The organism is Pantoea pleuroti (assembly GCF_014156615.1).
GTDB classification, from domain to species: Bacteria; Pseudomonadota; Gammaproteobacteria; order Enterobacterales; family Enterobacteriaceae; genus Pantoea; species Pantoea agglomerans.
On the sequence record NZ_SBFD01000018.1, the window covers coordinates 1 to 22,033 of the forward strand.

The window sequence follows — 22,033 nt, forward strand, 5'->3', positions numbered from 1 at the left end:
GCGCTTCGCAATCCGCGAAGGTGGCCGTACCGTTGGCGCGGGTGTTGTTGCTAAAGTTATCGCTTAATTGTGATATCTGCTGTGGCCGTGTAAATGGCCACTGCAACACAGTAAAAAGAGCACTCCGGTGCTCTTTTTTTTGCTCTGAAAACGCCATAACCCTGCAAAGGGTGGGTTTGAAATAAAAACGATTCGCATTTACACTGTGTACAGAAAATGTACCCGAGTGAAGAATCAATGTACGTCTGCCTGTGTAATGCCATCAGTGATAAAACCCTTCGTGAAGTCGTGCGTCGCTATCAGCCCAAATCTATTCAGCAACTGCGCCAGCTTGTGCCGGTCGGCAAGCAATGCGGCAAATGCATTCGTGCTGCGCGTGAAATTATGGATGAAGAGATGCAGCATGCACCACTCTACAAAGAGATAGCCTGACCGACGAGCGGTGCGTGAATACCCACAATATTTGTCGCGTTTTTTTGACTTCTTTTTAACCGCATCTACGCTCTAATAAACCAGACGCGGAGGGTTAACAATGAAGGGCGATATCAAAGTTATCAGTCATCTCAACAAACTGCTTGGAAATGAACTGGTTGCTATCAATCAGTACTTTCTTCATGCGCGCATGTTCAAAAACTGGGGTCTGACGCGCCTCAATGATGTGGAATACCATGAATCAATCGATGAGATGAAACATGCCGATAAATATATTGAGCGTATTCTTTTCCTGGAAGGGATCCCAAACCTTCAGGATCTGGGACGGCTCCGTATCGGTGAAGATGTTGAGGAGATGCTGAGTTCAGACCTGAATCTGGAGCTGGAGGGTGCGAAAGACCTTCGTGAAGCCATCTCCTATGCTGACAAAGTGCATGACTATGTCAGCCGTGACATGATGATTGAAATCCTGGCTGATGAGGAACATCACATTGACTGGATCGAGACGGAACTTGAGTTAATCCAGAAGATGGGCATCCAGAACTATCTGCAGGCTCAAATCAAACAAGAGTGAATCGGGTCTGCAGCACTATCGTTACCCAGCCCGCAATGGCCAGGAAAGGGCCAAACGGCAGCGGGCTGTCCCCCTGAATAAAATCCCGCAGTTGCAGCATCACGATCGACGTCAGCGCCATAACGGTGGCACCCAGCGCAATCCAGGGTAATGTCTGCCAGCCACAGCAGGCACCTAACGCTGCGAAGAGCTTGATATCGCCATAGCCTAACCCTTCGTATCCCCGCATCTGCCGATAGCTCCACGCGAGCAGCCACAACGCACAGTAGCCCGCCAGAGCACCCCATATCGCCGTTGTTTCGGTTCCGGACAGCGTGGCATGAAGTAATCCGGACCAGAGCAGCAGATAATTGAGCGGATCAGGTATACAGAAGTGGCGGCGATCGATGGCAGCCACGAGCAGCAAGAGGCCGGAGGCAGTAATAATAAAAATAGCTTCCGCAGAGTGATCAAAGCTCTGCAGCACCAGCAGGCACAGAATGGCGAACAGCCATTCAATGACAACGCTTTCTGCGCCGAACGCGCGATGACAGAAGCGACACCGTCCTTTTAAGCCTGGCCAGCTTATTAACGGCAGCGCATCGCGCCACAGCAGGCGCTGCTGGCAATGATTACAGTGCGAACCCGGAAAGCAGAGTAGGGCAAACCATTGAGCAGGTGAGAGGGCGGGGGTGAAGCGCTGGCAGGTCAGCGAAAGAAAGCTTCCCAATGCACCGCCGCCTGCGAGTGCAGCAATGTGAGTTATCAGAGTGGGCAACATGTTTATGCTCCGGACGAAAGGTTAGATGCACTCTCGTCGGCAATGGGTTCTGTGTCATCTGTGGATTAAGAACAGCGGAAACAGACTCACAACTGCATAACTGATTTATCAGCGATACGGCAGTGCAATGCGACGCACGCCTCACGAACCGGCCACAATTTAATGGGTAAAACCTCAACACGGGTTGCTTCCTGAACAGATTTACGTATAATGCGCGGGCCTGCAGATATTGCAGGCGCGATTCGAGCAGAATCGCAGACGGCTGAAATTTAGGCCGCCTGACAATACTCCCAATTGTGGAGTTATATGCTGAACGATTACACTCTCCCATCAATCGTAATGGGCTCGAGTAGTAATTTTTTTCGTCTATAAAAAGTTTGGAGCTCTGGTCTCATGCAGAACCAAAGAATCCGTATCCGTCTTAAAGCGTTTGATCATCGTCTGATCGATCAATCAACCGCGGAAATCGTTGAGACCGCCAAGCGCACTGGTGCGCAGGTTCGTGGTCCAATCCCGCTGCCAACCCGCAAAGAGCGTTTTACTGTTCTGATCTCTCCGCACGTTAACAAAGATGCGCGTGATCAGTACGAAATCCGCACTCACAAGCGTCTGGTAGACATCGTTGAGCCAACTGAAAAAACCGTTGATGCTCTGATGCGTCTGGATCTGGCTGCCGGTGTTGACGTGCAGATCAGCCTGGGTTAATCAGGTCATCGAGCGATTGAGAGGTTGAAACAATGATTGGTTTAGTCGGTAAAAAAGTGGGCATGACCCGCATCTTCACTGAAGATGGCGTTTCTATCCCCGTCACCGTAATCGAAGTTGAAGCGAACCGCGTTACTCAGGTCAAAGGCCTGGAAAACGATGGTTACCAGGCAATTCAGGTTACCACCGGTGCTAAAAAAGCAAACCGTGTGACCAAACCTGAAGCTGGTCATTTTGCTAAAGCTGGCGTTGAAGCTGGCCGTGGCCTGTGGGAATTCCGCACCGCTGAAGGTGAAGAATACTCTGTAGGTCAGAGCATCAGCGTTGAGATTTTCGCTGAAGTTAAGAAAGTTGACGTAACCGGTACCTCTAAAGGTAAAGGTTTCGCCGGTACCGTTAAGCGCTGGAACTTCCGTACCCAGGACGCTACTCACGGTAACTCCTTGTCTCACCGCGTTCCGGGTTCTATCGGTCAGAACCAGACTCCGGGCAAAGTGTTCAAAGGCAAGAAAATGGCAGGTCAGCTGGGTAATGAGCGCGTAACCGTTCAGAGTCTGGACGTAGTACGTGTTGACGCTGAGCGCAACCTGCTGCTGGTTAAAGGTGCAGTTCCCGGTGCTACCGGTAGCGACCTGATCGTTAAACCAGCTGTGAAGGCGTAAGGGGATAGCAATGGAATTAGTATTGAAAGACGCGCAGAGCGCGCTGACTGTTTCCGAAACTACCTTCGGTCGTGATTTCAACGAAGCGCTGGTTCACCAGGTTGTTGTTGCTTACGCATCTGGCGCCCGCCAGGGTACTCGTGCGCAGAAAACTCGCGCCGAAGTAACCGGTTCAGGCAAAAAGCCATGGCGTCAAAAAGGCACCGGCCGTGCGCGTGCAGGTTCTGTAAAGAGCCCAATCTGGCGTTCAGGTGGTGTGACCTTTGCTGCGAAGCCGCAGGACCACAGTCAAAAAGTTAACAAAAAGATGTACCGCGGCGCGCTGAAAAGCATCCTGTCCGAACTGGTACGTCAAGATCGTCTGATCGTTGTCGAATCATTTGCTGTAGAAGCACCGAAAACCAAGCTGCTGGTACAGAAACTGAAAGACATGGCTCTGGAAGACGTGCTGATCATCACCGGTGAACTGGATGAGAATCTGTTCCTGGCTGCGCGCAACCTGTACAAGGTTGACGTACGTGATGCATCCGGTATCGACCCAGTTAGCCTGATCGCCTTCGACAAAGTCGTTATGACTGCTGATGCAGTTAAGCAAGTTGAGGAGATGCTGGCATGATCCGTGAAGAACGTCTGCTGAAAGTACTGCGCGCGCCGCACGTATCTGAAAAAGCATCTAGCGCGATGGAAAAAACCAATACCATCGTTCTCAAAGTTGCTAATGACGCGACCAAAGCAGAGATCGTTGCTGCTGTTGAGAAACTGTTCGAAGTAGAAGTTAAAGACGTAAACACCCTGGTAGTTAAGGGCAAAGTTAAGCGTCAAGGACAGCGTATCGGTCGTCGTAGCGACTGGAAAAAAGCTTACGTCACCCTGAAAGAAGGCCAGAATCTGGACTTCGCTGGCGGCGCTGAGTAAGTCGGAGGAGAAAGACAATGGCAGTTGTTAAATGTAAACCGACATCTCCGGGTCGTCGCCATGTAGTTAAAGTGGTAAACGCGGAGCTGCACAAGGGCAAACCATTTGCCCCGCTGGTAGAAAAAAACAGCAAATCCGGTGGCCGTAACAACAATGGTCGTATCACTACCCGTCATATCGGTGGTGGTCACAAGCAGGCTTATCGTATTGTTGACTTCAAACGCAACAAAGACGGTATCCCGGCAGTTGTTGAACGTCTTGAGTACGATCCGAACCGCTCTGCGAACATCGCACTGGTTCTGTACAAAGACGGCGAGCGCCGTTACATCCTGGCCCCTAAAGGCCTGAAAGCCGGCGACCAGATTCAATCTGGCGTTGATGCTGCGATTAAAGCAGGTAACACTCTGCCGATGCGTAACATCCCGGTGGGTTCAACCGTGCATAACGTAGAAATGAAACCAGGCAAAGGCGGTCAGATTGCTCGCTCAGCCGGTGCTTACGTGCAGATCGTTGCGCGTGAAGGTTCTTACGTTACCCTGCGTCTGCGTTCAGGTGAAATGCGTAAAGTCGAGTCTGACTGCCGCGCAACACTGGGCGAAGTCGGCAACGCTGAGCATATGCTGCGCGTTCTGGGTAAAGCTGGTGCAGCCCGTTGGCGTGGTGTTCGTCCTACCGTTCGTGGTACCGCGATGAACCCAGTTGATCACCCGCACGGTGGTGGTGAAGGTCGTAACTTTGGTAAGCACCCGGTAACTCCGTGGGGCGTTCAGACCAAAGGTAAGAAGACCCGTAGCAACAAGCGTACCGATAAGTTTATCGTACGTCGCCGTAGCAAATAATATTAGAGGATAAGCCATGCCACGTTCTCTCAAGAAAGGTCCTTTTATTGACCTGCACTTGCTGAAGAAGGTAGAGAAAGCGGTGGAAAGCGGTGACAAGAAGCCTTTGCGCACTTGGTCCCGTCGTTCAACGATCTTTCCTAACATGATCGGTTTGACCATCGCTGTCCATAATGGTCGTCAGCACGTTCCTGTCTTTGTTTCCGACGAAATGGTTGGTCACAAACTGGGTGAATTCGCGCCGACACGTACTTATCGCGGTCACGCGGCTGATAAAAAAGCCAAGAAGAAATAAGTAGGAGGAAGAGATGGAAACTTTAGCTCAACATCGCCACGCTCGTTCTTCTGCTCAGAAGGTTCGCCTTGTTGCTGACCTGATTCGCGGTAAGAAAGTGTCGCAGGCACTGGACATTTTGACCTACACCAATAAGAAAGCGGCTGTACTGGTCAAAAAAGTTCTGGAATCTGCCATTGCTAACGCCGAACACAACGATGGCGCTGATATCGACGATCTGAAAATCACGAAAATTTTCGTTGATGAAGGTCCGACCATGAAACGCATTATGCCGCGTGCCAAAGGTCGTGCAGATCGCATCCTGAAGCGCACCAGCCACATTACTGTGGTTGTGTCCGATCGCTGAGACTCTGGAGACTAGCAATGGGTCAGAAAGTACATCCTAATGGTATTCGCCTGGGTATTGTAAAACCATGGAACTCTACCTGGTTTGCGAACACCAAAGAATTCGCTGACAACCTGGACAGCGATTTTAAAGTACGTCAGTTTTTGACTAAAGAACTGGCTAAAGCATCTGTCTCTCGTATCGTTATCGAGCGTCCAGCGAAGAGCATCCGTGTGACTATTCACACCGCTCGTCCGGGCATCGTTATCGGTAAGAAAGGCGAAGATGTAGAAAAACTGCGCACGGTCGTCGCGAATATCGCTGGCGTTCCTGCACAGATTAATATCGCCGAAGTCCGCAAGCCGGAACTGGACGCGAAACTGGTAGCTGACAGCATCACTTCACAGCTGGAGCGTCGTGTGATGTTCCGTCGTGCTATGAAGCGTGCAGTTCAGAACGCCATGCGTCTTGGCGCGAAGGGTATTAAAGTCGAAGTTAGCGGCCGTCTGGGTGGCGCCGAGATCGCACGTACCGAATGGTATCGTGAAGGTCGCGTGCCATTGCACACACTGCGTGCTGACATTGACTACAACACCTCTGAAGCGCACACCACTTATGGTGTAATCGGCGTTAAGGTATGGATCTTCAAAGGTGAGATCCTGGGTGGTATGGCTGCTGTTGAACAACCGGAACCGGCTGCTCAACCTAAAAAGCAGCAGCGTAAAGGCCGTAAGTAAGGAGAGTCGCTGATGTTACAACCAAAGCGTACGAAATTCCGTAAAGTGCACAAAGGCCGTAACCGCGGTCTGGCTGCGGGTACGGATGTCAGCTTCGGTACTTTCGGTCTGAAAGCTGTTGGCCGTGGTCGTCTGACTGCTCGTCAGATCGAAGCAGCACGTCGTGCTATGACCCGTGCAGTTAAGCGTCAAGGTAAGATCTGGATCCGAGTATTCCCGGACAAACCGATCACCGAGAAGCCGCTGGAAGTGCGTATGGGTAAAGGTAAGGGTAACGTAGAGTATTGGGTTGCCCTGATCCAGCCTGGTAAAGTCCTGTATGAAATGGACGGCGTACCAGAAGAGCTGGCCCGTGAAGCATTCAAGCTGGCAGCAGCAAAACTGCCTATCAAAACCACCTTTGTAACTAAGACGGTGATGTAATGAAAGCAACTGAGCTGCGTGAAAAAAGCGTTGAAGAGCTGAACACTGAGCTGCTTAATCTGCTGCGTGAGCAATTTAACCTGCGCATGCAGGCAGCATCTGGCCAACTGCAGCAGACTCATCTGCTGAAACAGGTTCGCCGTGATGTTGCACGCGTTAAGACTTTACTGACTGAGAAGGCGGGTTCGTAATGACCGATAAAATCCGTACTCTGCAGGGTCGTGTAGTAAGTGACAAAATGCAGAAATCTGCAGTTGTTGCTATCGAACGTTTCGTGAAACACCCGATCTACGGCAAATTCATTAAACGTACGACCAAGCTGCACATCCATGACGAGAACAATGAATGTGGAATTGGTGACGTGGTAGAAATCCGCGAATGCCGTCCACTGTCCAAGACTAAATCCTGGACCCTGGTTCGCGTAATCGAGAAAGCTGTTCTGTAATAAGAATCGCTTTTTCTGAGGAAACCCTCTGCTTCGGCAGGGGGTTTTTTTTTGCCTGCAATTCGGGCTTGATCCATTTGTGCCTGTGGCAATGCGGATTTGATGGCGCTCACAAATTCAGGGGTTTGCAGGGATTAAGCTGCCTCTCCTCAGGCGACGCGGCCTGAAAGCGCCAGGCTATAAAAGCCGGGGTTATCATAATTGTACAAGGAAATGTGCCGTGAAAATGGAGAGTCATGACCGCTTACGCCGGTCACTGTTAAAATTGCCACTGTTAGCTGCGTTACCTGCGATTAGCTCTGCCAAAAGCTTGCCGCTATTATCGGGTAACACACAACTACTACCCACAGGCAATAGCATGGAACGAACTCTGTTACTGAAGAATGCTGAATGTGTGGTCTGCATGGATGCCGACCGTCGGGAAATACGTAATGCTTCTGTTCTGATAAAAGGAAATAAAATCGTTGCAGTCGGGGAAGCACGCTCGTTACCCGATAGCGCGGATGAGATCATCGATCTGCGAGGACACATTGTCATCCCTGGCCTGATCAATACGCATCACCACATGTATCAGAGCCTGACCCGCGCTATTCCTGCAGTGCAAAACGGCGAGCTTTTTAACTGGCTGACCCACCTCTATCCACTGTGGCAGAATCTGACGCCTGAGATGATTCATATCTCAACACAGATCTCCATGGCCGAGTTAATGCTCTCCGGCTGCACCACCACCAGTGACCATCTCTACGTCTATCCCAATGGCTGTAAGCTTGACGACAGTATTGAGGCTGCAGCCCTGATGGGCATGCGTTTCCATGCGAGCCGGGGCAGCATGAGCGTCGGTAAGTCCCTGGGTGGCTTACCACCCGATGCACTGGTAGAGGATGAAGCCGCCATTCTTAAAGATACGCAGCGAGTGATTGAGCGCTACCATGATGGCAGCCACGGTTCGATGTTACGCATCGTGGTTGCACCATGTTCGCCGTTTTCAGTCAGCCGTGAGCTGATGAAGCAATCCGCAGCGATGGCACGCAGCTTCAATGTATCAATGCACACCCATCTGGCGGAGAACGACAGCGATATTCGTTATAGCCGTGAAAAATTCAATATGACGCCAGCACAGTATGTTGAAGACCTTGGCTGGGTAGGACCGGATGTCTGGCATGCTCACTGTGTCAAACTGGATCAGCATGGCATAGAACTCTTTGCACGTACCGGTACCGGCGTCGCGCATTGTCCCTGCTCGAACATGCGCCTCGGTTCCGGTATCGCGCCGATACGCCATATGTGTGATGCCGGCGTACACGTGGGTATGGGTGTGGATGGCTCAGCCTCCAATGACAGCTCAGACATGATGGCCGAGGTTCGTCAGGCGATGCTGCTGCAGCGCGTAGGCTTCGGCCCGGATGCGATGACGGCACGTCAGGCACTGGAACTGGCGACGCTGGGTGGAGCAAAGGTGCTTAACCGCGATGATGTGGGCACCATTGCGCCGGGCATGATGGCCGATCTGGCCATTTTTGACCTGAATCGAATTGGTCTTGCCGGGGCAGGGCACGATCCTGTCGCCGCCCTGGTGTTCTGTAATCCGGGACAGGTTGCCTATAGCATCATTAACGGAAAAGTCCGGGTACGGGACGGACAAGTGGCCGGAATTGAACTGCCAGCCGTGCTGCGTCAGCATAACCAACTGGCCAGGAAACTGGCTGGTTGAGTCAGAAGGGCACTTTATTTGGGAGGCGACGAAAAATAAGGCAGATTACATTTGCTACTGTTCGCACTATTCCCTAGAATACGCCCTCCCTGTCATCAGGGGAAATCAGCGGCTCGATTGAGAGCCGTTTATTTTTTCTACCCATCTGTGAGAACCGGTGTTACAATGCCGCGCCCTCAATTATGGGGCTTTCTAACGACCTGAGGTTTAGGTCCCGAAGTAGTAGTTGACATTAGCGGAGCACTAAAATGATCCAAGAACAGACTATGCTGAACGTCGCCGACAACTCCGGTGCACGTCGCGTAATGTGTATCAAGGTTCTGGGTGGCTCGCACCGTCGCTACGCAGGCGTCGGTGACATCATCAAAGTTACCATCAAGGAAGCAATTCCGCGTGGTAAAGTCAAAAAAGGTGATGTCCTGAAGGCGGTAGTGGTGCGCACCAGGAAGGGTGTTCGTCGCCCGGACGGTTCTGTCATTCGCTTCGATGGTAATGCATGCGTTATTCTGAACAATAACAGTGAGCAGCCTATCGGTACGCGTATTTTTGGGCCGGTAACTCGTGAACTTCGTACTGAAAAGTTCATGAAAATTATCTCTCTGGCACCAGAAGTACTCTAAGGAGCGAACAATGGCAGCTAAAATCCGTCGTAACGACGAAGTTATCGTGTTAACCGGTAAAGATAAAGGTAAGCGCGGTAAAGTTAAGAATGTCCTGTCTTCTGGTAAGGTCATCGTTGAAGGTATCAACCTGGTGAAGAAACATCAGAAGCCGGTTCCGGCTCTGAACCAACCAGGTGGCATCGTTGAAAAAGAAGCTGCTATTCAGGTTTCTAACGTTGCACTGTTCAACGCGGCAACTGGTAAGGCTGACCGTGTAGGCTTTAGATTCGAAGACGGCAAAAAAGTCCGTTTCTTCAAGTCTAACAGCGAAACTATCAAGTAATTTGGAGTAGTACGATGGCGAAACTGCATGATTACTACAAAGACGAAGTAGTCCAGAAACTCATGACAGAGTTTGGCTACAATTCTGTCATGCAAGTCCCTCGGGTCGAGAAGATCACCCTGAACATGGGTGTTGGTGAAGCGATCGCTGACAAGAAACTGCTGGATAATGCAGCAGCTGACCTGGCAGCAATCTCCGGTCAAAAACCGCTGGTCACCAAAGCACGCAAATCAGTTGCAGGCTTCAAAATCCGTCAGGGCTATCCGATCGGCTGTAAAGTAACTCTGCGTGGCGAGCGCATGTGGGAGTTCTTTGAGCGTCTGGTCACCATTGCTGTTCCACGTATCCGTGACTTCCGTGGCTTGTCCGCTAAGTCATTCGATGGTCGTGGCAACTACAGCATGGGTGTACGTGAGCAGATCATCTTCCCAGAAATCGACTACGACAAAGTCGATCGCGTTCGTGGTTTGGATATCACCATTACCACTACTGCGAAATCTGATGATGAAGGCCGTGCTCTGCTGGCTGCCTTTGACTTCCCGTTCCGTAAGTAAGGTAGGGTTACTTAATGGCTAAGCAATCTATGAAAGCACGCGAAGTTAAGCGTGCAAAATTAGCAGACAAATTCTTCGCTAAACGCGCTGAACTGAAAGCGATCATCTCTGATGTGAACGCTTCCGACGAAGATCGTTGGGATGCTGTTCTGAAGCTGCAGAGTCTGCCGCGTGATTCCAGCCCTTCGCGTCAGCGTAACCGCTGCCGTCAAACAGGTCGTCCGCACGGTTTCCTGCGGAAGTTTGGGTTGAGCCGTATCAAGGTCCGCGAAGCCGCCATGCGCGGTGAAATCCCGGGCCTGAAAAAGGCTAGCTGGTAATTGTCACCAATTGAATCACGGGAGTAACACAGATGAGCATGCAAGATCCGATCGCGGATATGCTGACCCGTATCCGTAACGGTCAGGCCGCAAACAAAGTTGCGGTCACCATGCCTTCCTCCAAGCTGAAATTGGCAATTGCCAACGTTCTGAAGGAAGAAGGATATATTGAAGATTTCAAAATCGAAGGCGACATCAAGCTGGAACTGGAACTTACTCTCAAGTATTTCCAGGGCAAAGCTGTTGTAGAAAGCATTCAGCGAGTAAGCCGTCCTGGTCTGCGCATCTATAAGAAAAAAGATGAGCTGCCAAAGGTAATGGCTGGTATGGGCATCGCTGTAGTTTCTACATCTAAAGGTGTCATGACTGATCGTGCAGCGCGCCAGGCAGGTCTTGGTGGCGAAATTATCTGCTACGTAGCGTAATCGGAGGATACATATGTCTCGTGTTGCTAAAGCACCTGTCGTTGTTCCTGCCGGCGTAGAGGTAAAACTCAACGGTCAGGTAATTTCGATTAAAGGTAAAAACGGCGAGCTGACTCGTACTATCAATGATGCTGTTGAAGTTAAGCATGCTGACAACGCTCTGACTTTCGCACCGCGCGAAGGTTTCGTTGACGGCTGGGCGCAGGCGGGTACTTCTCGCGCGCTGCTGAACGCAATGGTAATCGGTGTTACCGAAGGCTTCACTAAGAAGCTGCAGCTGGTTGGTGTAGGTTATCGTGCAGCCGTTAAAGGCGACGTGGTTAACCTGTCTCTGGGCTTTTCTCATCCAGTCGATCACCAGCTGCCCGCGGGTATCACTGCAGAATGTCCAACTCAGACTGAGATCGTGCTGAAAGGCGCTGATAAACAGCTGATTGGTCAGGTTGCAGCGGACTTGCGCGCCTACCGTCGTCCTGAGCCTTATAAAGGCAAGGGTGTCCGTTACGCCGACGAAGTCGTGCGTACCAAAGAGGCTAAGAAGAAGTAAGGTAACACTATGGATAAGAAATCTGCTCGTATCCGTCGTGCGACCCGTGCACGTCGCAAGCTCAAAGAGCTGGGTGCTACTCGCCTGGTGGTACATCGTACCCCGCGTCATATTTACGCACAGGTAATCGCCCCGAACGGTTCCGAAGTTCTGGTCGCTGCTTCTACTGTAGAAAAAGCTATCACTGAACAACTGAAGTATACCGGTAATAAAGAAGCCGCAGCTGCAGTAGGTAAAGCTATCGCAGAACGCGCAATCGAAAAAGGCATCACTGGTGTTTCTTTCGACCGTTCCGGTTTCCAATATCATGGTCGCGTCCAGGCACTGGCAGATGCTGCCCGTGAAGCTGGCCTTCAGTTCTAAGGTAGAGGTCTAAGATGGCACACATCGAGAAACAAGCTGGCGAACTGCAGGAAAAACTGATCGCGGTAAACCGTGTTTCTAAAACTGTTAAAGGTGGTCGTATCTTCTCCTTCACAGCACTGACTGTGGTAGGCGATGGTAATGGTCGCGTAGGTTTTGGTTACGGTAAAGCGCGTGAAGTTCCAGCAGCGATCCAGAAAGCGATGGAGAAAGCCCGTCGCAACATGGTTAACGTCGCGCTGACCAACGGCACCCTGCAGCACCCAGTTAAAGGTGCACACACGGGTTCCCGCGTGTTCATGCAGCCGGCTTCAGAAGGTACCGGTATTATTGCCGGTGGTGCAATGCGCGCCGTTCTGGAAGTCGCTGGAGTTCATAACGTACTGGCAAAAGCCTATGGTTCTACTAACCCGATTAACGTGGTTCGTGCAACTATCGACGGCCTGGGCAATATGAAATCTCCGGAAATGGTCGCTGCTAAGCGTGGTAAATCCGTTGAAGAAATTCTGGGGTAATCACGATGGCTAAGACTATTAAAATCACTCAAACCCGTAGTTCAATCGGCCGCTTGCCTAAGCATAAAGCCACTCTGGTTGGCCTGGGTCTGCGTCGTATTGGCCACACCGTTGAGCGTGAAGACACGCCTGCAGTACGCGGTATGGTTAACGCGGTTTCCTATATGGTTAAAGTGGAGGAGTAAGAGATGCGTTTAAATACTCTGTCTCCGGCCGAAGGGTCTAAGCACGCTACCAAGCGTCTGGGTCGTGGTATCGGTTCTGGCCTCGGAAAAACCGGCGGTCGTGGTCACAAAGGTCAGAACTCACGTTCTGGCGGTGGCGTACGTCGCGGTTTCGAAGGTGGTCAGATGCCTCTGTACCGTCGTCTGCCGAAGTTCGGTTTCACCTCTCGCAAAGCAATGATCACCACAGAGATTCGTCTGTCTGATCTGGCGAAAGTTGAAGGCGGTATCGTCGACCTGAACGCGCTGAAAGCAGCCAACATTGTCGGTGTTCAGATTGAATTCGTTAAAGTAATTCTGTCTGGTGAAGTTTCTACACCGGTAACGGTTCGCGGTCTGCGTGTCACCAAAGGTGCACGTGCTGCAATCGAAGCTGCTGGCGGTAAAATCGAGGAATAAGTAGCAGATGGCTAAACAACCGGGATTAGATTTTCAAAGTGCCAAGGGTGGCTTTGGTGAGCTGAAACGCAGACTGCTGTTTGTAATCGGCGCACTCATTGTCTTCCGTATTGGCTCTTTTATTCCAATCCCTGGTATTGATGCCACTGTACTTGCCAAACTGCTTGAGCAACAGCGTGGCACCATCATTGAAATGTTTAACATGTTCTCTGGTGGTGCTCTGAGCCGTGCTTCTATTTTCGCACTGGGCATCATGCCGTATATTTCGGCATCGATTATCATCCAGTTATTAACGGTGGTTCATCCAGCGTTAGCGGAAATTAAGAAAGAAGGGGAGGCTGGCCGTCGTAAGATTAGCCAGTACACCCGATACGGTACGTTGGTATTGGCCATATTTCAGTCGATCGGTATTGCTACCGGTCTGCCGAATATGCCAGGGATGCAAGGCCTGGTAATGAATCCAGGCTTTGCTTTCTACTTTACCGCTGTTGTGAGTCTGGTCTCAGGAACGATGTTCCTGATGTGGCTGGGCGAACAGATTACTGAACGTGGTATCGGTAACGGTATTTCGATCATTATCTTCGCAGGTATCGTTGCGGGTCTCCCGCCGGCCATTGGCCATACCATCGAGCAAGCGCGGCAAGGCGACCTGCACTTCCTTCTGTTGCTGTTGGTTGCAGTACTCGTATTCGCAGTGACCTTCTTTGTTATCTTTGTTGAACGTGGTCAACGCCGCATTGTGGTGAACTACGCAAAACGTCAGCAAGGTCGTCGCGTTTACGCTGCACAGAGCACACATTTACCGTTGAAAGTGAACATGGCAGGCGTCATTCCAGCCATCTTTGCTTCCAGCATTATTCTGTTCCCGGCAACGATTGCATCGTGGTTTGGGGGCGGTACCGGTTGGAACTGGCTGACAACAATTTCGCTGTATTTGCAGCCAGGACAGCCGCTTTATGTGCTACTCTATGCGACTGCAATCATCTTCTTCTGTTTCTTCTATACGGCGTTGGTTTTCAACCCACGTGAAACAGCAGATAACCTGAAGAAGTCTGGTGCATTCGTACCGGGAATTCGTCCGGGAGAGCAAACGGCGAAGTATATTGATAAAGTAATGACGCGATTGACCTTAATCGGCGCTCTCTACATTACGTTTATCTGCCTTATCCCGGAGTTCATGCGTGATGCGATGAAGGTTCCCTTCTACTTTGGCGGTACTTCACTGCTTATCGTAGTTGTCGTCATCATGGACTTTATGGCTCAAGTGCAAACTCTGATGATGTCAAGTCAGTACGAGTCGGCACTGAAGAAAGCTAACCTGAAAGGCTACGGCCGTTAATTCAGTTGGTTGAGAAGTTACGGAGAGTAAAAATGAAAGTTCGTGCTTCCGTCAAGAGATTATGTCGTAACTGCAAAATCATTCGTCGCGACGGTGTCGTCCGTGTGATCTGCAGCGCCGAGCCAAAGCATAAACAGCGCCAAGGCTGATTTTGTCACATATTTTTCTTGCAAAGTCGGGTTGAGCTGGCTAGATTAGCCAGCCAATCTTTTGTATGTCAGTGCGTTTCCATTTGAGTATCCTGAAAACGGGCTTTTCAGCATGGGACGTGCTTGTTTAATTATAGGAGTGCATAGTGGCCCGTATAGCAGGCATTAACATTCCTGATCAAAAACATACCGTTATCGCATTAACTTCGATCTTCGGTATCGGTAAAACTCGTTCTAAAGCCATCTGCGCTTCAACGGGTATTGCTGAAAATGTTAAGATCAGTGAGCTGTCTGAAGAACAAATTGATCAGCTGCGTGATGCAGTTGCGAAATTCGTTGTAGAAGGTGATCTGCGCCGTGAAATCACCCTGAGCATCAAGCGTCTTATGGACCTTGGTTGCTACCGTGGTTTGCGCCATCGTCGTGGTCTTCCGGTTCGCGGTCAGCGTACTAAGACCAACGCACGTACCCGTAAGGGTCCGCGTAAACCGATCAAGAAATAATCGGGGTGAGTAAATAATGGCAAAGGCACCAGTTCGTGCACGTAAGCGTGTAAGAAAACAAGTCTCAGATGGCGTGGCTCATGTCCATGCTTCTTTTAACAACACCATCGTTACCATTACTGATCGTCAGGGTAACGCACTGGGTTGGGCAACCGCCGGTGGTTCCGGTTTCCGCGGTTCACGTAAATCCACTCCGTTTGCTGCTCAGGTCGCTGCAGAGCGCTGTGCAGAAGCGGTAAAAGATTACGGAATTAAGAACCTGGAAGTTATGGTAAAGGGTCCGGGTCCAGGTCGCGAATCTACGATTCGTGCTTTGAACGCCGCTGGTTTCCGCATCACTAATATTACTGATGTGACTCCGATCCCTCATAACGGTTGTCGTCCGCCGAAAAAACGTCGCGTATAACGCCCGTTTTTTTAGGATAGTTGGAGAAAGAAAATGGCAAGATATTTGGGTCCTAAGCTCAAGCTGAGCCGTCGTGAGGGCACTGACTTATTCCTTAAGTCTGGCGTTCGCGCGATTGATTCCAAGTGTAAGATTGAACAAGCCCCTGGTCAGCATGGTGCGCGTAAACCGCGTCTGTCTGATTACGGCGGTCAGTTACGTGAAAAGCAAAAAGTTCGTCGTATCTACGGCGTGCTGGAGCGTCAGTTCCGTAACTATTATAAAGAAGCAGCTCGTCTGAAAGGCAACACCGGTGAAAACCTGTTGGCTCTGCTGGAAGGTCGTCTGGACAACGTAGTTTATCGTATGGGCTTTGGTGCCACTCGTGCAGAAGCACGTCAGCTGGTTAGCCATAAGTCTGTTCTGGTAAATGGCCGCGTTGTTAACATCGCTTCTTATCAGGTATCTCCGAATGATGTCGTTAGCATCCGTGAGAAAGCCAAAAAGCAATCTCGCGTGAAGGCCGCTCTGGAGCTGGCTGAGCAGCGTGAAAAGCCAACCTGGCTGGAAGTTGATGCGACTAAGATGGAAGGTGTGTTCAAGCGTATTCCTGAACGTACTGATCTGTCTGCGGACATTAACGAACACCTGATCGTCGAGCTTTACTCCAAGTAAGGCTTAGTACCAAAGAGAGGACACAATGCAGGGTTCTGTGACAGAGTTTCTAAAACCGCGCCTGGTAGATATCGAGCAAGTGAGTTCGACGCACGCCAAGGTGACCCTTGAGCCTTTAGAGCGTGGCTTTGGCCATACTCTTGGTAACGCACTGCGCCGTATTCTGCTTTCATCCATGCCGGGTTGCGCGGTGACCGAGGTTGAAATTGATGGTGTACTTCATGAGTACAGCACCAAAGAGGGAGTACAGGAAGATATCCTGGAAATCCTGCTCAACCTGAAAGGGCTGGCGGTAAGAGTTCAGGGGAAAGATGAAGTTATTCTGACCTTGAATAAATCTGGCATTGGCCCTGTGACTGCAGCCGACATTACCCATGATGGTGATGTCGAAATCGTCAAGCCTCAGCATGTCATTTGCCATCTGACCGATGAGAACGCTGCTATCAGCATGCGTATCAAAGTTCAGCGTGGTCGTGGCTATGTGCCGGCTTCTGCCCGAATTCATTCGGAAGAAGATGAGCGCCCAATCGGCCGCCTGTTAGTTGACGCTTGCTACAGCCCTGTAGACCGTATCGCCTACAATGTTGAAGCAGCGCGTGTAGAGCAGCGCACCGACCTGGACAAGCTGGTCATCGAAATGGAAACCAACGGTACAATCGATCCTGAAGAGGCGATTCGTCGTGCGGCAACCATTCTGGCAGAACAACTTGAAGCTTTCGTTGACTTACGTGATGTACGTCAGCCGGAAGTTAAAGAAGAGAAACCAGAATTCGATCCGATCCTGCTGCGCCCTGTTGACGATCTGGAATTGACTGTCCGCTCTGCTAACTGCCTTAAGGCAGAAGCTATCCACTACATCGGTGATCTGGTACAGCGTACCGAGGTTGAGCTGCTTAAAACGCCTAACCTTGGTAAAAAATCTCTTACCGAGATTAAAGATGTGCTGGCTTCGCGTGGTCTTTCTCTGGGCATGCGCCTCGAGAACTGGCCGCCAGCAAGCATTGCTGATGAATAATCAGATCACAGGTTAAGGTTTCACTGAGAAGGATAAGGTCATGCGCCATCGTAAGAGTGGTCGTCAACTGAACCGCAACAGCAGCCATCGTCAGGCTATGTTCCGCAACATGGCCGGTTCTCTGGTTCGTCATGAGATCATCAAAACGACTCTGCCGAAAGCCAAAGAACTGCGTCGCGTAGTTGAGCCGCTGATTACTCTTGCCAAGACCGACAGCGTAGCTAATCGTCGTCTGGCATTCGCCCGTACTCGTGATAACGAGATCGTGGCAAAACTGTTTAATGAGCTGGGCCCGCGTTTCGCGAGCCGTGCCGGTGGTTACACTCGTATTCTGAAGTGTGGCTTCCGTGCTGGTGACAACGCTCCGATGGCTTACATCGAGCTGGTTGATCGTCCAGAAGCTCAAGCAGAAGCAGCCGCAGAGTAATCTGTAGCAACGTAAAAAACCCGCTTCGGCGGGTTTTTTATTGCCTGAAATTTACTACCTTAGAACTTACTCTTTTCATGTTCAAAGGAGCCAACTATGTGGCTGGTTGATGAACTTGCTGAACAGCATATCAAGGCGGCGCTGGAAAAAGGCGAGCTGAGTAATCTTCCCGGCTCCGGTAAGCCGCTACAGCTGGATGATGACAGTCATGTTCCGCCTGAGTTAAGAGCGGGGTACCGGTTACTAAAAAATTCGGGCTTTCTGCCGCCAGAGCTTGAACTCAGACGGGAAGCCATGGAAGTTAACGATCTTATTCGCAACCTCGATCCTGCGGATCAACACTATCAGGATCATTGCCATCGGCTTCAGGTGCTGGAGCTAAGATTACGCCAGGCGGGTATCAGTACCGATTTTCTTCATGGTAGTTATTCCACTGCTATTCAGCATCGTTTCCGCGAGGAGGAGTAAATGTTTCGCATCGGTCAGTTAGCTAAGCTTGCGGAGGTGACGCCAGACACTATCCGTTTTTATGAAAAGCAGCAGATGATGGATCATGATGGTCGGACGGAAGGTGGTTTTCGCCTTTACAGCGAGGGCGATCTTCAGCGTCTGAAATTTATTCGCTACGGTCGTAAACTGGGTTTCAGCCTCGAAGCGATCAGAGAGCTACTTTCGATCCGGGTTGATCCTGCGCATCACACCTGTCAGGAATCAAAAGCGATCGTTGAAAAACGGCTGAGCGAAGTTGCTCAGATGATCGCAGAATTAGAAACGATGCAGCGTTCCCTGCGACACCTTTCCGATGCCTGTTGTGGTGACAGTCACAGTAGCATTTCGTGCTCAATTCTTGAGGCGCTGGAGCGGGGAGAGGCTTTGAGCAAATAAGCATATTGTTATTTTGCTGCAAAGGAATAGAGTATCAGACCATCTCAACAGGAGGCGTCATGAGTAAATATCAGCACACCAAAGGGCAAATCCGCGACAACGCGATTCAGGCTCTGTTACACGACCCGCTATTTCGGCAACGCATCGAGCAGAAGCAAAAGGGTAAAGGTAGTTTTAAGCGGAAAGAGAAACATGGCAAGGGGACTGGATGGGAGGGCAGTGATAAGAAAGCGTCTTATCACTGCCCTTCTGCTTTTACGGTTAAAAAAACCGCCTGTGCGGCGGCTTATTAACTAGACCCGGGTGTTCTGCTGTTTCAGCAGATCGCGGATTTCAGTCAGCAGAACTTCTTCGTTTGACGGTTTAGCAACTGGCTTCTCTACTTCTTTTTTCTTATACAGACGATTCATTAACTTGATCGCCATAAAGATTGCGAAAGCGATGATGACGAAATCGAAGATGGTCTGAAGGAAGATACCGTACTGCATTACAACGGCTGGAGCATCACCAACTGCAGGCTTAAGTACCCAGGCGAATGATTTAAAATCGACACCACCAATCAGTAAGCCTAAAGGCGGCATAATGATGTTGGCGACTAACGATGAAACAATTTTACCGAATGCAGCTCCGATGATGACACCGACGGCTAAATCCATCACATTGCCGCGCATTGCGAAATCGCGAAACTCTTTGATTAAACTCATACTTATCTCCTTGCCCAAGCCAATGCCATAAAGTCTAACAAACCCTACTGTTTTTGCCATCAACACAACGAATTAAGCGGCAGTTTTGCGTGCCTCGTGCTCTGTTCGCCTATAAACCCGGCATTTACAGGAAAAATGGACTCGGCTGGAAGAGACGTTCCACATCCGATACAAACTTCTTGTCGGTCAGGAACATGATGACATGATCACCTTGTTCAATTCGCAGGTTATCATTGGCAATCATCACATCGTCTCCGCGTACCACTGCGCCAATAATAGTGCCTGGCGGCAGTTTGATATCATCAATCGAGCGGCCAACCACGCGTGAAGTTGATTCGTCTCCGTGCGCTATCGCTTCGATCGCTTCTGCAATACCGCGTCGTAGCGATGAAACGCCCACGATATCCGCTTTGCGCACATGACCCAGCAGGGCAGAAATCGTGGCCTGCTGAGGTGAAATAGCGATATCGATAACGCTGCCTTGTACCAGATCGACGTAGGCGCGGCGCTGAATCAGCACCATAACCTTCTTCGCCCCCATCTTTTTCGCCAGCATGGCTGACATAATGTTAGCTTCATCATCGTTGGTGACGGCAATAAAGAGATCAACCTGCTCAACATGTTCTTCAGCGAGAAGCTCCTGATCTGACGCATCGCCATAAAAGACCACGGTGTCGTGAAGGTGCTCTGCCAGTTCTGCTGCGCGCTGGGGGTTACGTTCAATCAGCTTCACGCTGTAATTTTTTTCAAGTTTTTGTGCCAGACCGAAACCAATGTTACCGCCGCCTACCAGCATAATCCGTTTATAAGGTTTCTCCAGCCGCTGCATTTCACTCATTACCGCACGGATGTTCTGACTGGCTGCAATGAAAAAGACTTCATCACCCGCTTCTACGATGGTTGAACCCTGCGGACGAATGGGGCGATCCTGACGAAATATAGCGGCTACGCGGGTATCGATGTGTGGCATATGCTCACGCATGATCGAAAGCGGATTTCCCACCAGTGGCCCGCCATAATAAGCTTTCACCACGGCGAGGCTGACTTTGCCTTCAGCAAAGTTCACGACCTGCAATGCGCCAGGATACTGGATTAAACGATAGATATTGTCGATCACCAGCTGTTCAGGCGAGATCAGATGATCGATGGGCACTGCTTCAGGAATAAATAACTTGTCCGCATCACGCAGATAGTCGGCCGCGCGAATGCGGGCGATACGATTCGGCGTATTGAAAAGCGAATAAGCAATCTGACAGGCAATCATGTTGGTTTCATCCGAGTTGGTTACGGCAACCAGCATGTCGGCATCTTCTGCACCCGCCTCACGTAAAATTCGTGGATGAGAACCATGACCCTGCACGACGCGGAGATCGAACTTATCCTGCAGGTGACGCAGGCGTGAAGAGTCGGTATCAACCACCGTAATATCGTTGTTTTCACCCACCAGATTTTCTGCCAGGGTTCCGCCAACCTGTCCTGCGCCCAGAATGATTATTTTCATCGCTTATCAATACTCATCTCAGTTTGTACCCGATTTTTTTATCAGCTTAGCGTAGAAGAAACCATCTCCACCCTCGGCTTCCGGGAATACCTGTAAGCCGTTCGCGGGCGCATCTCCGAGGGGCTCAGCCTGCGCATCATGCTGGCGCTGCAGGAAAGCATCTATCTGCTGATGATTCTCTTCAGGCAGGATGGAACAGGTGGCATAAATCAGTGTACCGCCAGGTTTCAGGTGCGGCCAGATAGCATCAAGAATTTCCCCCTGAAGCTTTGCCAGCTCGGCGATATCCCGATCGCGACGCAGCCACTTAATATCGGGATGGCGTCGGATAACACCGGTAGCAGAGCAGGGCGCATCCAGCAGAATACGGTCAAACTGACGATCGCCGCACCACTGTTGCGGCGTTCGTCCATCACCCTGTTTCACGTCTGCTTTCATATCCAGTCGTTGCAGATTCTCATTTACGCGTTTAAGACGCTGCGCATCCACGTCGACGGCCATGACTTCGGCCTGAGGCGCGATTTCAAGGATATGGGTCGTTTTACCGCCGGGCGCAGCGCATAAATCCAGAATCTGTTCGCCGTTTTGGGGCTCAAGCAGCAAGGCACAGCGCTGGGCAGATAAATCCTGCACGGTGACCCAACCCTGATCAAAGCCTGGTAGCTGGCTGACCGGGGCAGGGGCGTCAAGCCGCAGTGCATCTGGCACATCGACAGCAGGCTGTGCATTCCTGCCGCTTTCGGTCAGCATTGCCAGCCACGTATCCCGATCGTGGTGCTGGCGATTAACCCGCAGCCACATCGGCGGACGCAGATTATTTGCTTCGACAATCTGTTGCCATTGTTCCGGCCAGGCATGCTGCAACCGCTTTAGCAGCCATCCCGGATGCAGATAGCGTTGCGGGCCATCCTGAACAGTGGCGAGCAGCTCTTCCCGCTGACGCTGAAACTGGCGTAATACGCCATTTATTAAGCCTTTCATACTGGTGCGCTTCAGTACTTCGGCGCCCGCGACGGTTTCTGCCAGTGCGGCATGGGCAGGCACACGGGTATATTCCAGCTGATAAAGACCGACCATGATCAGATAGTGCAGAACCCGCTGTTTGCCGGTAAGTGGACGCTCCATCAGTTTGCCAATGAGCGCTTCCAGCTGCGGTAATGTGCGTAATACGCCAAAACAGATCTCCTGCACTAACGCGCTATCTTTGTCAGAGAGCTTTTTCTGTGCGGCTGGCAGTGCCGTATTCAGGGATTCGCCCTTGTCGACCACACGCTCAATAAGTTGAGCCGAGAGGCTACGCAGGTTGATAGATTTAGTCATAGGGTTTTGTCATCA

The 22,033-nt window shown here is 50.8% G+C and carries 39 protein-coding genes; 35 read left to right on the top strand and 4 right to left on the bottom strand.

The window, feature by feature from the left end; genetic code table 11:
• The 3 genes from EPG66_RS23305 to bfr all read left to right on the top strand — a co-directional run.
• Positions 1-67 (top strand): EF-Tu C-terminal domain-related protein (locus EPG66_RS23305; RefSeq protein WP_130634147.1); only part of this gene is annotated, 67 nt, incomplete at its 5' end.
• A 170-nt stretch (positions 68-237) separates the two neighbouring features.
• Positions 238-432: a bacterioferritin-associated ferredoxin gene (gene bfd / locus EPG66_RS22390; RefSeq protein ID WP_010671585.1), complete on the top strand. Its 195-nt coding sequence runs from the start codon at positions 238-240 to the stop codon at positions 430-432.
• 100 nt (positions 433-532) lie between these two features.
• Entirely contained in the window at positions 533-1,006 is a 474-nt protein-coding gene (gene bfr, locus EPG66_RS22395; protein WP_010253012.1) for a bacterioferritin, read from the top strand.
• On the opposite strand, the gene EPG66_RS22400 is transcribed toward bfr, so the two are convergent.
• A complete protein-coding gene (locus tag EPG66_RS22400) occupies positions 993-1,766 on the bottom strand; it encodes a prepilin peptidase (protein ID WP_083070735.1) in 774 nt (257 codons plus the stop codon). The two genes, bfr and EPG66_RS22400, sit on opposite strands and share 14 nt — an antisense overlap.
• Before the next feature lie 393 nt (positions 1,767-2,159).
• Here EPG66_RS22400 and rpsJ point away from each other — a divergent pair, with 393 nt between their 5' ends.
• The 32 genes from rpsJ (at position 2,160) to EPG66_RS22560 (ending at position 18,786) form a co-directional block, all read left to right on the top strand.
• Positions 2,160-2,471: a 30S ribosomal protein S10 gene (rpsJ, locus tag EPG66_RS22405; protein ID WP_001181005.1), complete on the top strand. Its 312-nt coding sequence runs from the start codon at positions 2,160-2,162 to the stop codon at positions 2,469-2,471.
• Between the two features lie 32 nt (positions 2,472-2,503).
• Positions 2,504-3,133, top strand: coding sequence for a 50S ribosomal protein L3 (rplC, locus tag EPG66_RS22410; protein WP_003850712.1), 630 nt, complete (start codon positions 2,504-2,506; stop codon positions 3,131-3,133).
• A gap of 10 nt (positions 3,134-3,143) precedes the next feature.
• Positions 3,144-3,749, top strand: coding sequence for a 50S ribosomal protein L4 (gene rplD / locus EPG66_RS22415; protein ID WP_003850711.1), 606 nt, complete (start codon positions 3,144-3,146; stop codon positions 3,747-3,749).
• Complete coding sequence (rplW, locus tag EPG66_RS22420; protein WP_003850708.1) at positions 3,746-4,048, top strand: 50S ribosomal protein L23; 303 nt, start codon at positions 3,746-3,748, stop codon at positions 4,046-4,048. The genes rplD and rplW overlap by 4 nt, the downstream gene beginning before the upstream one ends.
• Before the next feature lie 17 nt (positions 4,049-4,065).
• Complete coding sequence (gene rplB, locus EPG66_RS22425; RefSeq protein WP_008927137.1) at positions 4,066-4,887, top strand: 50S ribosomal protein L2; 822 nt, start codon at positions 4,066-4,068, stop codon at positions 4,885-4,887.
• A 16-nt stretch (positions 4,888-4,903) separates the two neighbouring features.
• Complete coding sequence (gene rpsS, locus EPG66_RS22430; protein ID WP_001138115.1) at positions 4,904-5,182, top strand: 30S ribosomal protein S19; 279 nt, start codon at positions 4,904-4,906, stop codon at positions 5,180-5,182.
• Positions 5,183-5,195: 13 nt separating this feature from the next.
• Complete coding sequence (rplV, locus tag EPG66_RS22435; protein WP_008927136.1) at positions 5,196-5,528, top strand: 50S ribosomal protein L22; 333 nt, start codon at positions 5,196-5,198, stop codon at positions 5,526-5,528.
• Positions 5,529-5,545: 17 nt separating this feature from the next.
• Positions 5,546-6,244, top strand: coding sequence for a 30S ribosomal protein S3 (gene rpsC, locus EPG66_RS22440; RefSeq protein WP_009087585.1), 699 nt, complete (start codon positions 5,546-5,548; stop codon positions 6,242-6,244).
• A gap of 12 nt (positions 6,245-6,256) precedes the next feature.
• Complete coding sequence (gene rplP, locus EPG66_RS22445) at positions 6,257-6,667, top strand: 50S ribosomal protein L16 (RefSeq protein WP_008927134.1); 411 nt, start codon at positions 6,257-6,259, stop codon at positions 6,665-6,667.
• Entirely contained in the window at positions 6,667-6,858 is a 192-nt protein-coding gene (gene rpmC, locus EPG66_RS22450; RefSeq protein ID WP_003850146.1) for a 50S ribosomal protein L29, read from the top strand. The genes rplP and rpmC overlap by 1 nt, the downstream gene beginning before the upstream one ends.
• Positions 6,858-7,112, top strand: coding sequence for a 30S ribosomal protein S17 (gene rpsQ, locus EPG66_RS22455; protein WP_003850147.1), 255 nt, complete (start codon positions 6,858-6,860; stop codon positions 7,110-7,112). Before rpmC ends, rpsQ begins: the two co-directional genes overlap by 1 nt.
• 358 nt (positions 7,113-7,470) lie before the next feature.
• Positions 7,471-8,823 (top strand): 8-oxoguanine deaminase, encoded by a 1,353-nt coding sequence (locus EPG66_RS22460; RefSeq protein WP_143790661.1) that lies wholly within the window; start codon positions 7,471-7,473, stop codon positions 8,821-8,823.
• Between the two features lie 248 nt (positions 8,824-9,071).
• A complete protein-coding gene (gene rplN, locus EPG66_RS22465) occupies positions 9,072-9,443 on the top strand; it encodes a 50S ribosomal protein L14 (RefSeq protein WP_006120590.1) in 372 nt (123 codons plus the stop codon).
• A gap of 10 nt (positions 9,444-9,453) precedes the next feature.
• Positions 9,454-9,768, top strand: coding sequence for a 50S ribosomal protein L24 (gene rplX / locus EPG66_RS22470; RefSeq protein WP_003850150.1), 315 nt, complete (start codon positions 9,454-9,456; stop codon positions 9,766-9,768).
• Positions 9,769-9,782: 14 nt separating this feature from the next.
• Entirely contained in the window at positions 9,783-10,322 is a 540-nt protein-coding gene (gene rplE, locus EPG66_RS22475) for a 50S ribosomal protein L5 (protein WP_003850155.1), read from the top strand.
• 14 nt (positions 10,323-10,336) lie between these two features.
• Entirely contained in the window at positions 10,337-10,642 is a 306-nt protein-coding gene (gene rpsN / locus EPG66_RS22480) for a 30S ribosomal protein S14 (protein ID WP_008927132.1), read from the top strand.
• 32 nt (positions 10,643-10,674) lie between these two features.
• Complete coding sequence (gene rpsH / locus EPG66_RS22485) at positions 10,675-11,067, top strand: 30S ribosomal protein S8 (protein WP_003850158.1); 393 nt, start codon at positions 10,675-10,677, stop codon at positions 11,065-11,067.
• Positions 11,068-11,080: 13 nt separating this feature from the next.
• Positions 11,081-11,614: a 50S ribosomal protein L6 gene (gene rplF, locus EPG66_RS22490; protein ID WP_003850161.1), complete on the top strand. Its 534-nt coding sequence runs from the start codon at positions 11,081-11,083 to the stop codon at positions 11,612-11,614.
• 9 nt (positions 11,615-11,623) lie between these two features.
• Entirely contained in the window at positions 11,624-11,977 is a 354-nt protein-coding gene (rplR, locus tag EPG66_RS22495; protein WP_003850163.1) for a 50S ribosomal protein L18, read from the top strand.
• 14 nt (positions 11,978-11,991) lie between these two features.
• A complete protein-coding gene (rpsE, locus tag EPG66_RS22500; protein ID WP_003850164.1) occupies positions 11,992-12,492 on the top strand; it encodes a 30S ribosomal protein S5 in 501 nt (166 codons plus the stop codon).
• 5 nt (positions 12,493-12,497) lie between these two features.
• Positions 12,498-12,677 carry a 50S ribosomal protein L30 gene (gene rpmD, locus EPG66_RS22505; RefSeq protein ID WP_003850166.1) on the top strand — a complete coding sequence of 60 codons (180 nt, stop codon included), beginning with the start codon at positions 12,498-12,500 and terminating at the stop codon, positions 12,675-12,677.
• A 3-nt stretch (positions 12,678-12,680) separates the two neighbouring features.
• Positions 12,681-13,115 (top strand): 50S ribosomal protein L15, encoded by a 435-nt coding sequence (gene rplO / locus EPG66_RS22510; RefSeq protein WP_003850168.1) that lies wholly within the window; start codon positions 12,681-12,683, stop codon positions 13,113-13,115.
• A gap of 7 nt (positions 13,116-13,122) precedes the next feature.
• Positions 13,123-14,454, top strand: coding sequence for a preprotein translocase subunit SecY (secY, locus tag EPG66_RS22515; protein WP_003850175.1), 1,332 nt, complete (start codon positions 13,123-13,125; stop codon positions 14,452-14,454).
• A gap of 32 nt (positions 14,455-14,486) precedes the next feature.
• On the top strand, positions 14,487-14,603 hold the full coding sequence (gene rpmJ / locus EPG66_RS22520; protein WP_010252805.1) for a 50S ribosomal protein L36: 117 nt from the start codon (positions 14,487-14,489) through the stop codon (positions 14,601-14,603).
• A 146-nt stretch (positions 14,604-14,749) separates the two neighbouring features.
• A complete protein-coding gene (gene rpsM / locus EPG66_RS22525; protein ID WP_003850176.1) occupies positions 14,750-15,106 on the top strand; it encodes a 30S ribosomal protein S13 in 357 nt (118 codons plus the stop codon).
• A gap of 16 nt (positions 15,107-15,122) precedes the next feature.
• Positions 15,123-15,512, top strand: a complete 390-nt coding sequence (gene rpsK / locus EPG66_RS22530; protein ID WP_004160563.1) for a 30S ribosomal protein S11 — start codon at positions 15,123-15,125, stop codon at positions 15,510-15,512.
• Between the two features lie 33 nt (positions 15,513-15,545).
• Positions 15,546-16,166, top strand: a complete 621-nt coding sequence (gene rpsD, locus EPG66_RS22535) for a 30S ribosomal protein S4 (protein ID WP_008927131.1) — start codon at positions 15,546-15,548, stop codon at positions 16,164-16,166.
• Positions 16,167-16,191: 25 nt separating this feature from the next.
• Positions 16,192-17,181 carry a DNA-directed RNA polymerase subunit alpha gene (locus EPG66_RS22540; protein ID WP_003850179.1) on the top strand — a complete coding sequence of 330 codons (990 nt, stop codon included), beginning with the start codon at positions 16,192-16,194 and terminating at the stop codon, positions 17,179-17,181.
• Positions 17,182-17,221: 40 nt separating this feature from the next.
• Positions 17,222-17,608: a 50S ribosomal protein L17 gene (gene rplQ, locus EPG66_RS22545; protein ID WP_003850180.1), complete on the top strand. Its 387-nt coding sequence runs from the start codon at positions 17,222-17,224 to the stop codon at positions 17,606-17,608.
• Positions 17,609-17,704: 96 nt separating this feature from the next.
• A complete protein-coding gene (locus tag EPG66_RS22550; protein ID WP_031593729.1) occupies positions 17,705-18,076 on the top strand; it encodes a DnaJ family domain-containing protein in 372 nt (123 codons plus the stop codon).
• Positions 18,077-18,493 carry a Zn(2+)-responsive transcriptional regulator gene (gene zntR / locus EPG66_RS22555; protein ID WP_031593730.1) on the top strand — a complete coding sequence of 139 codons (417 nt, stop codon included), beginning with the start codon at positions 18,077-18,079 and terminating at the stop codon, positions 18,491-18,493.
• Between the two features lie 59 nt (positions 18,494-18,552).
• Complete coding sequence (locus EPG66_RS22560; protein ID WP_010252762.1) at positions 18,553-18,786, top strand: alternative ribosome-rescue factor A; 234 nt, start codon at positions 18,553-18,555, stop codon at positions 18,784-18,786.
• On the opposite strand, the gene mscL is transcribed toward EPG66_RS22560, so the two are convergent.
• The 3 genes from mscL to rsmB all read right to left on the bottom strand — a co-directional run bounded on the left by mscL (position 18,787) and on the right by rsmB (position 22,018).
• Entirely contained in the window at positions 18,787-19,197 is a 411-nt protein-coding gene (gene mscL / locus EPG66_RS22565; protein WP_022625142.1) for a large-conductance mechanosensitive channel protein MscL, read from the bottom strand.
• A gap of 124 nt (positions 19,198-19,321) precedes the next feature.
• A complete protein-coding gene (gene trkA / locus EPG66_RS22570) occupies positions 19,322-20,698 on the bottom strand; it encodes a Trk system potassium transporter TrkA (protein ID WP_069025443.1) in 1,377 nt (458 codons plus the stop codon).
• An 18-nt stretch (positions 20,699-20,716) separates the two neighbouring features.
• Positions 20,717-22,018 (bottom strand): 16S rRNA (cytosine(967)-C(5))-methyltransferase RsmB, encoded by a 1,302-nt coding sequence (gene rsmB / locus EPG66_RS22575; RefSeq protein ID WP_143790657.1) that lies wholly within the window; start codon positions 22,016-22,018, stop codon positions 20,717-20,719.
• Positions 22,019-22,033 lie beyond the last annotated feature (15 nt).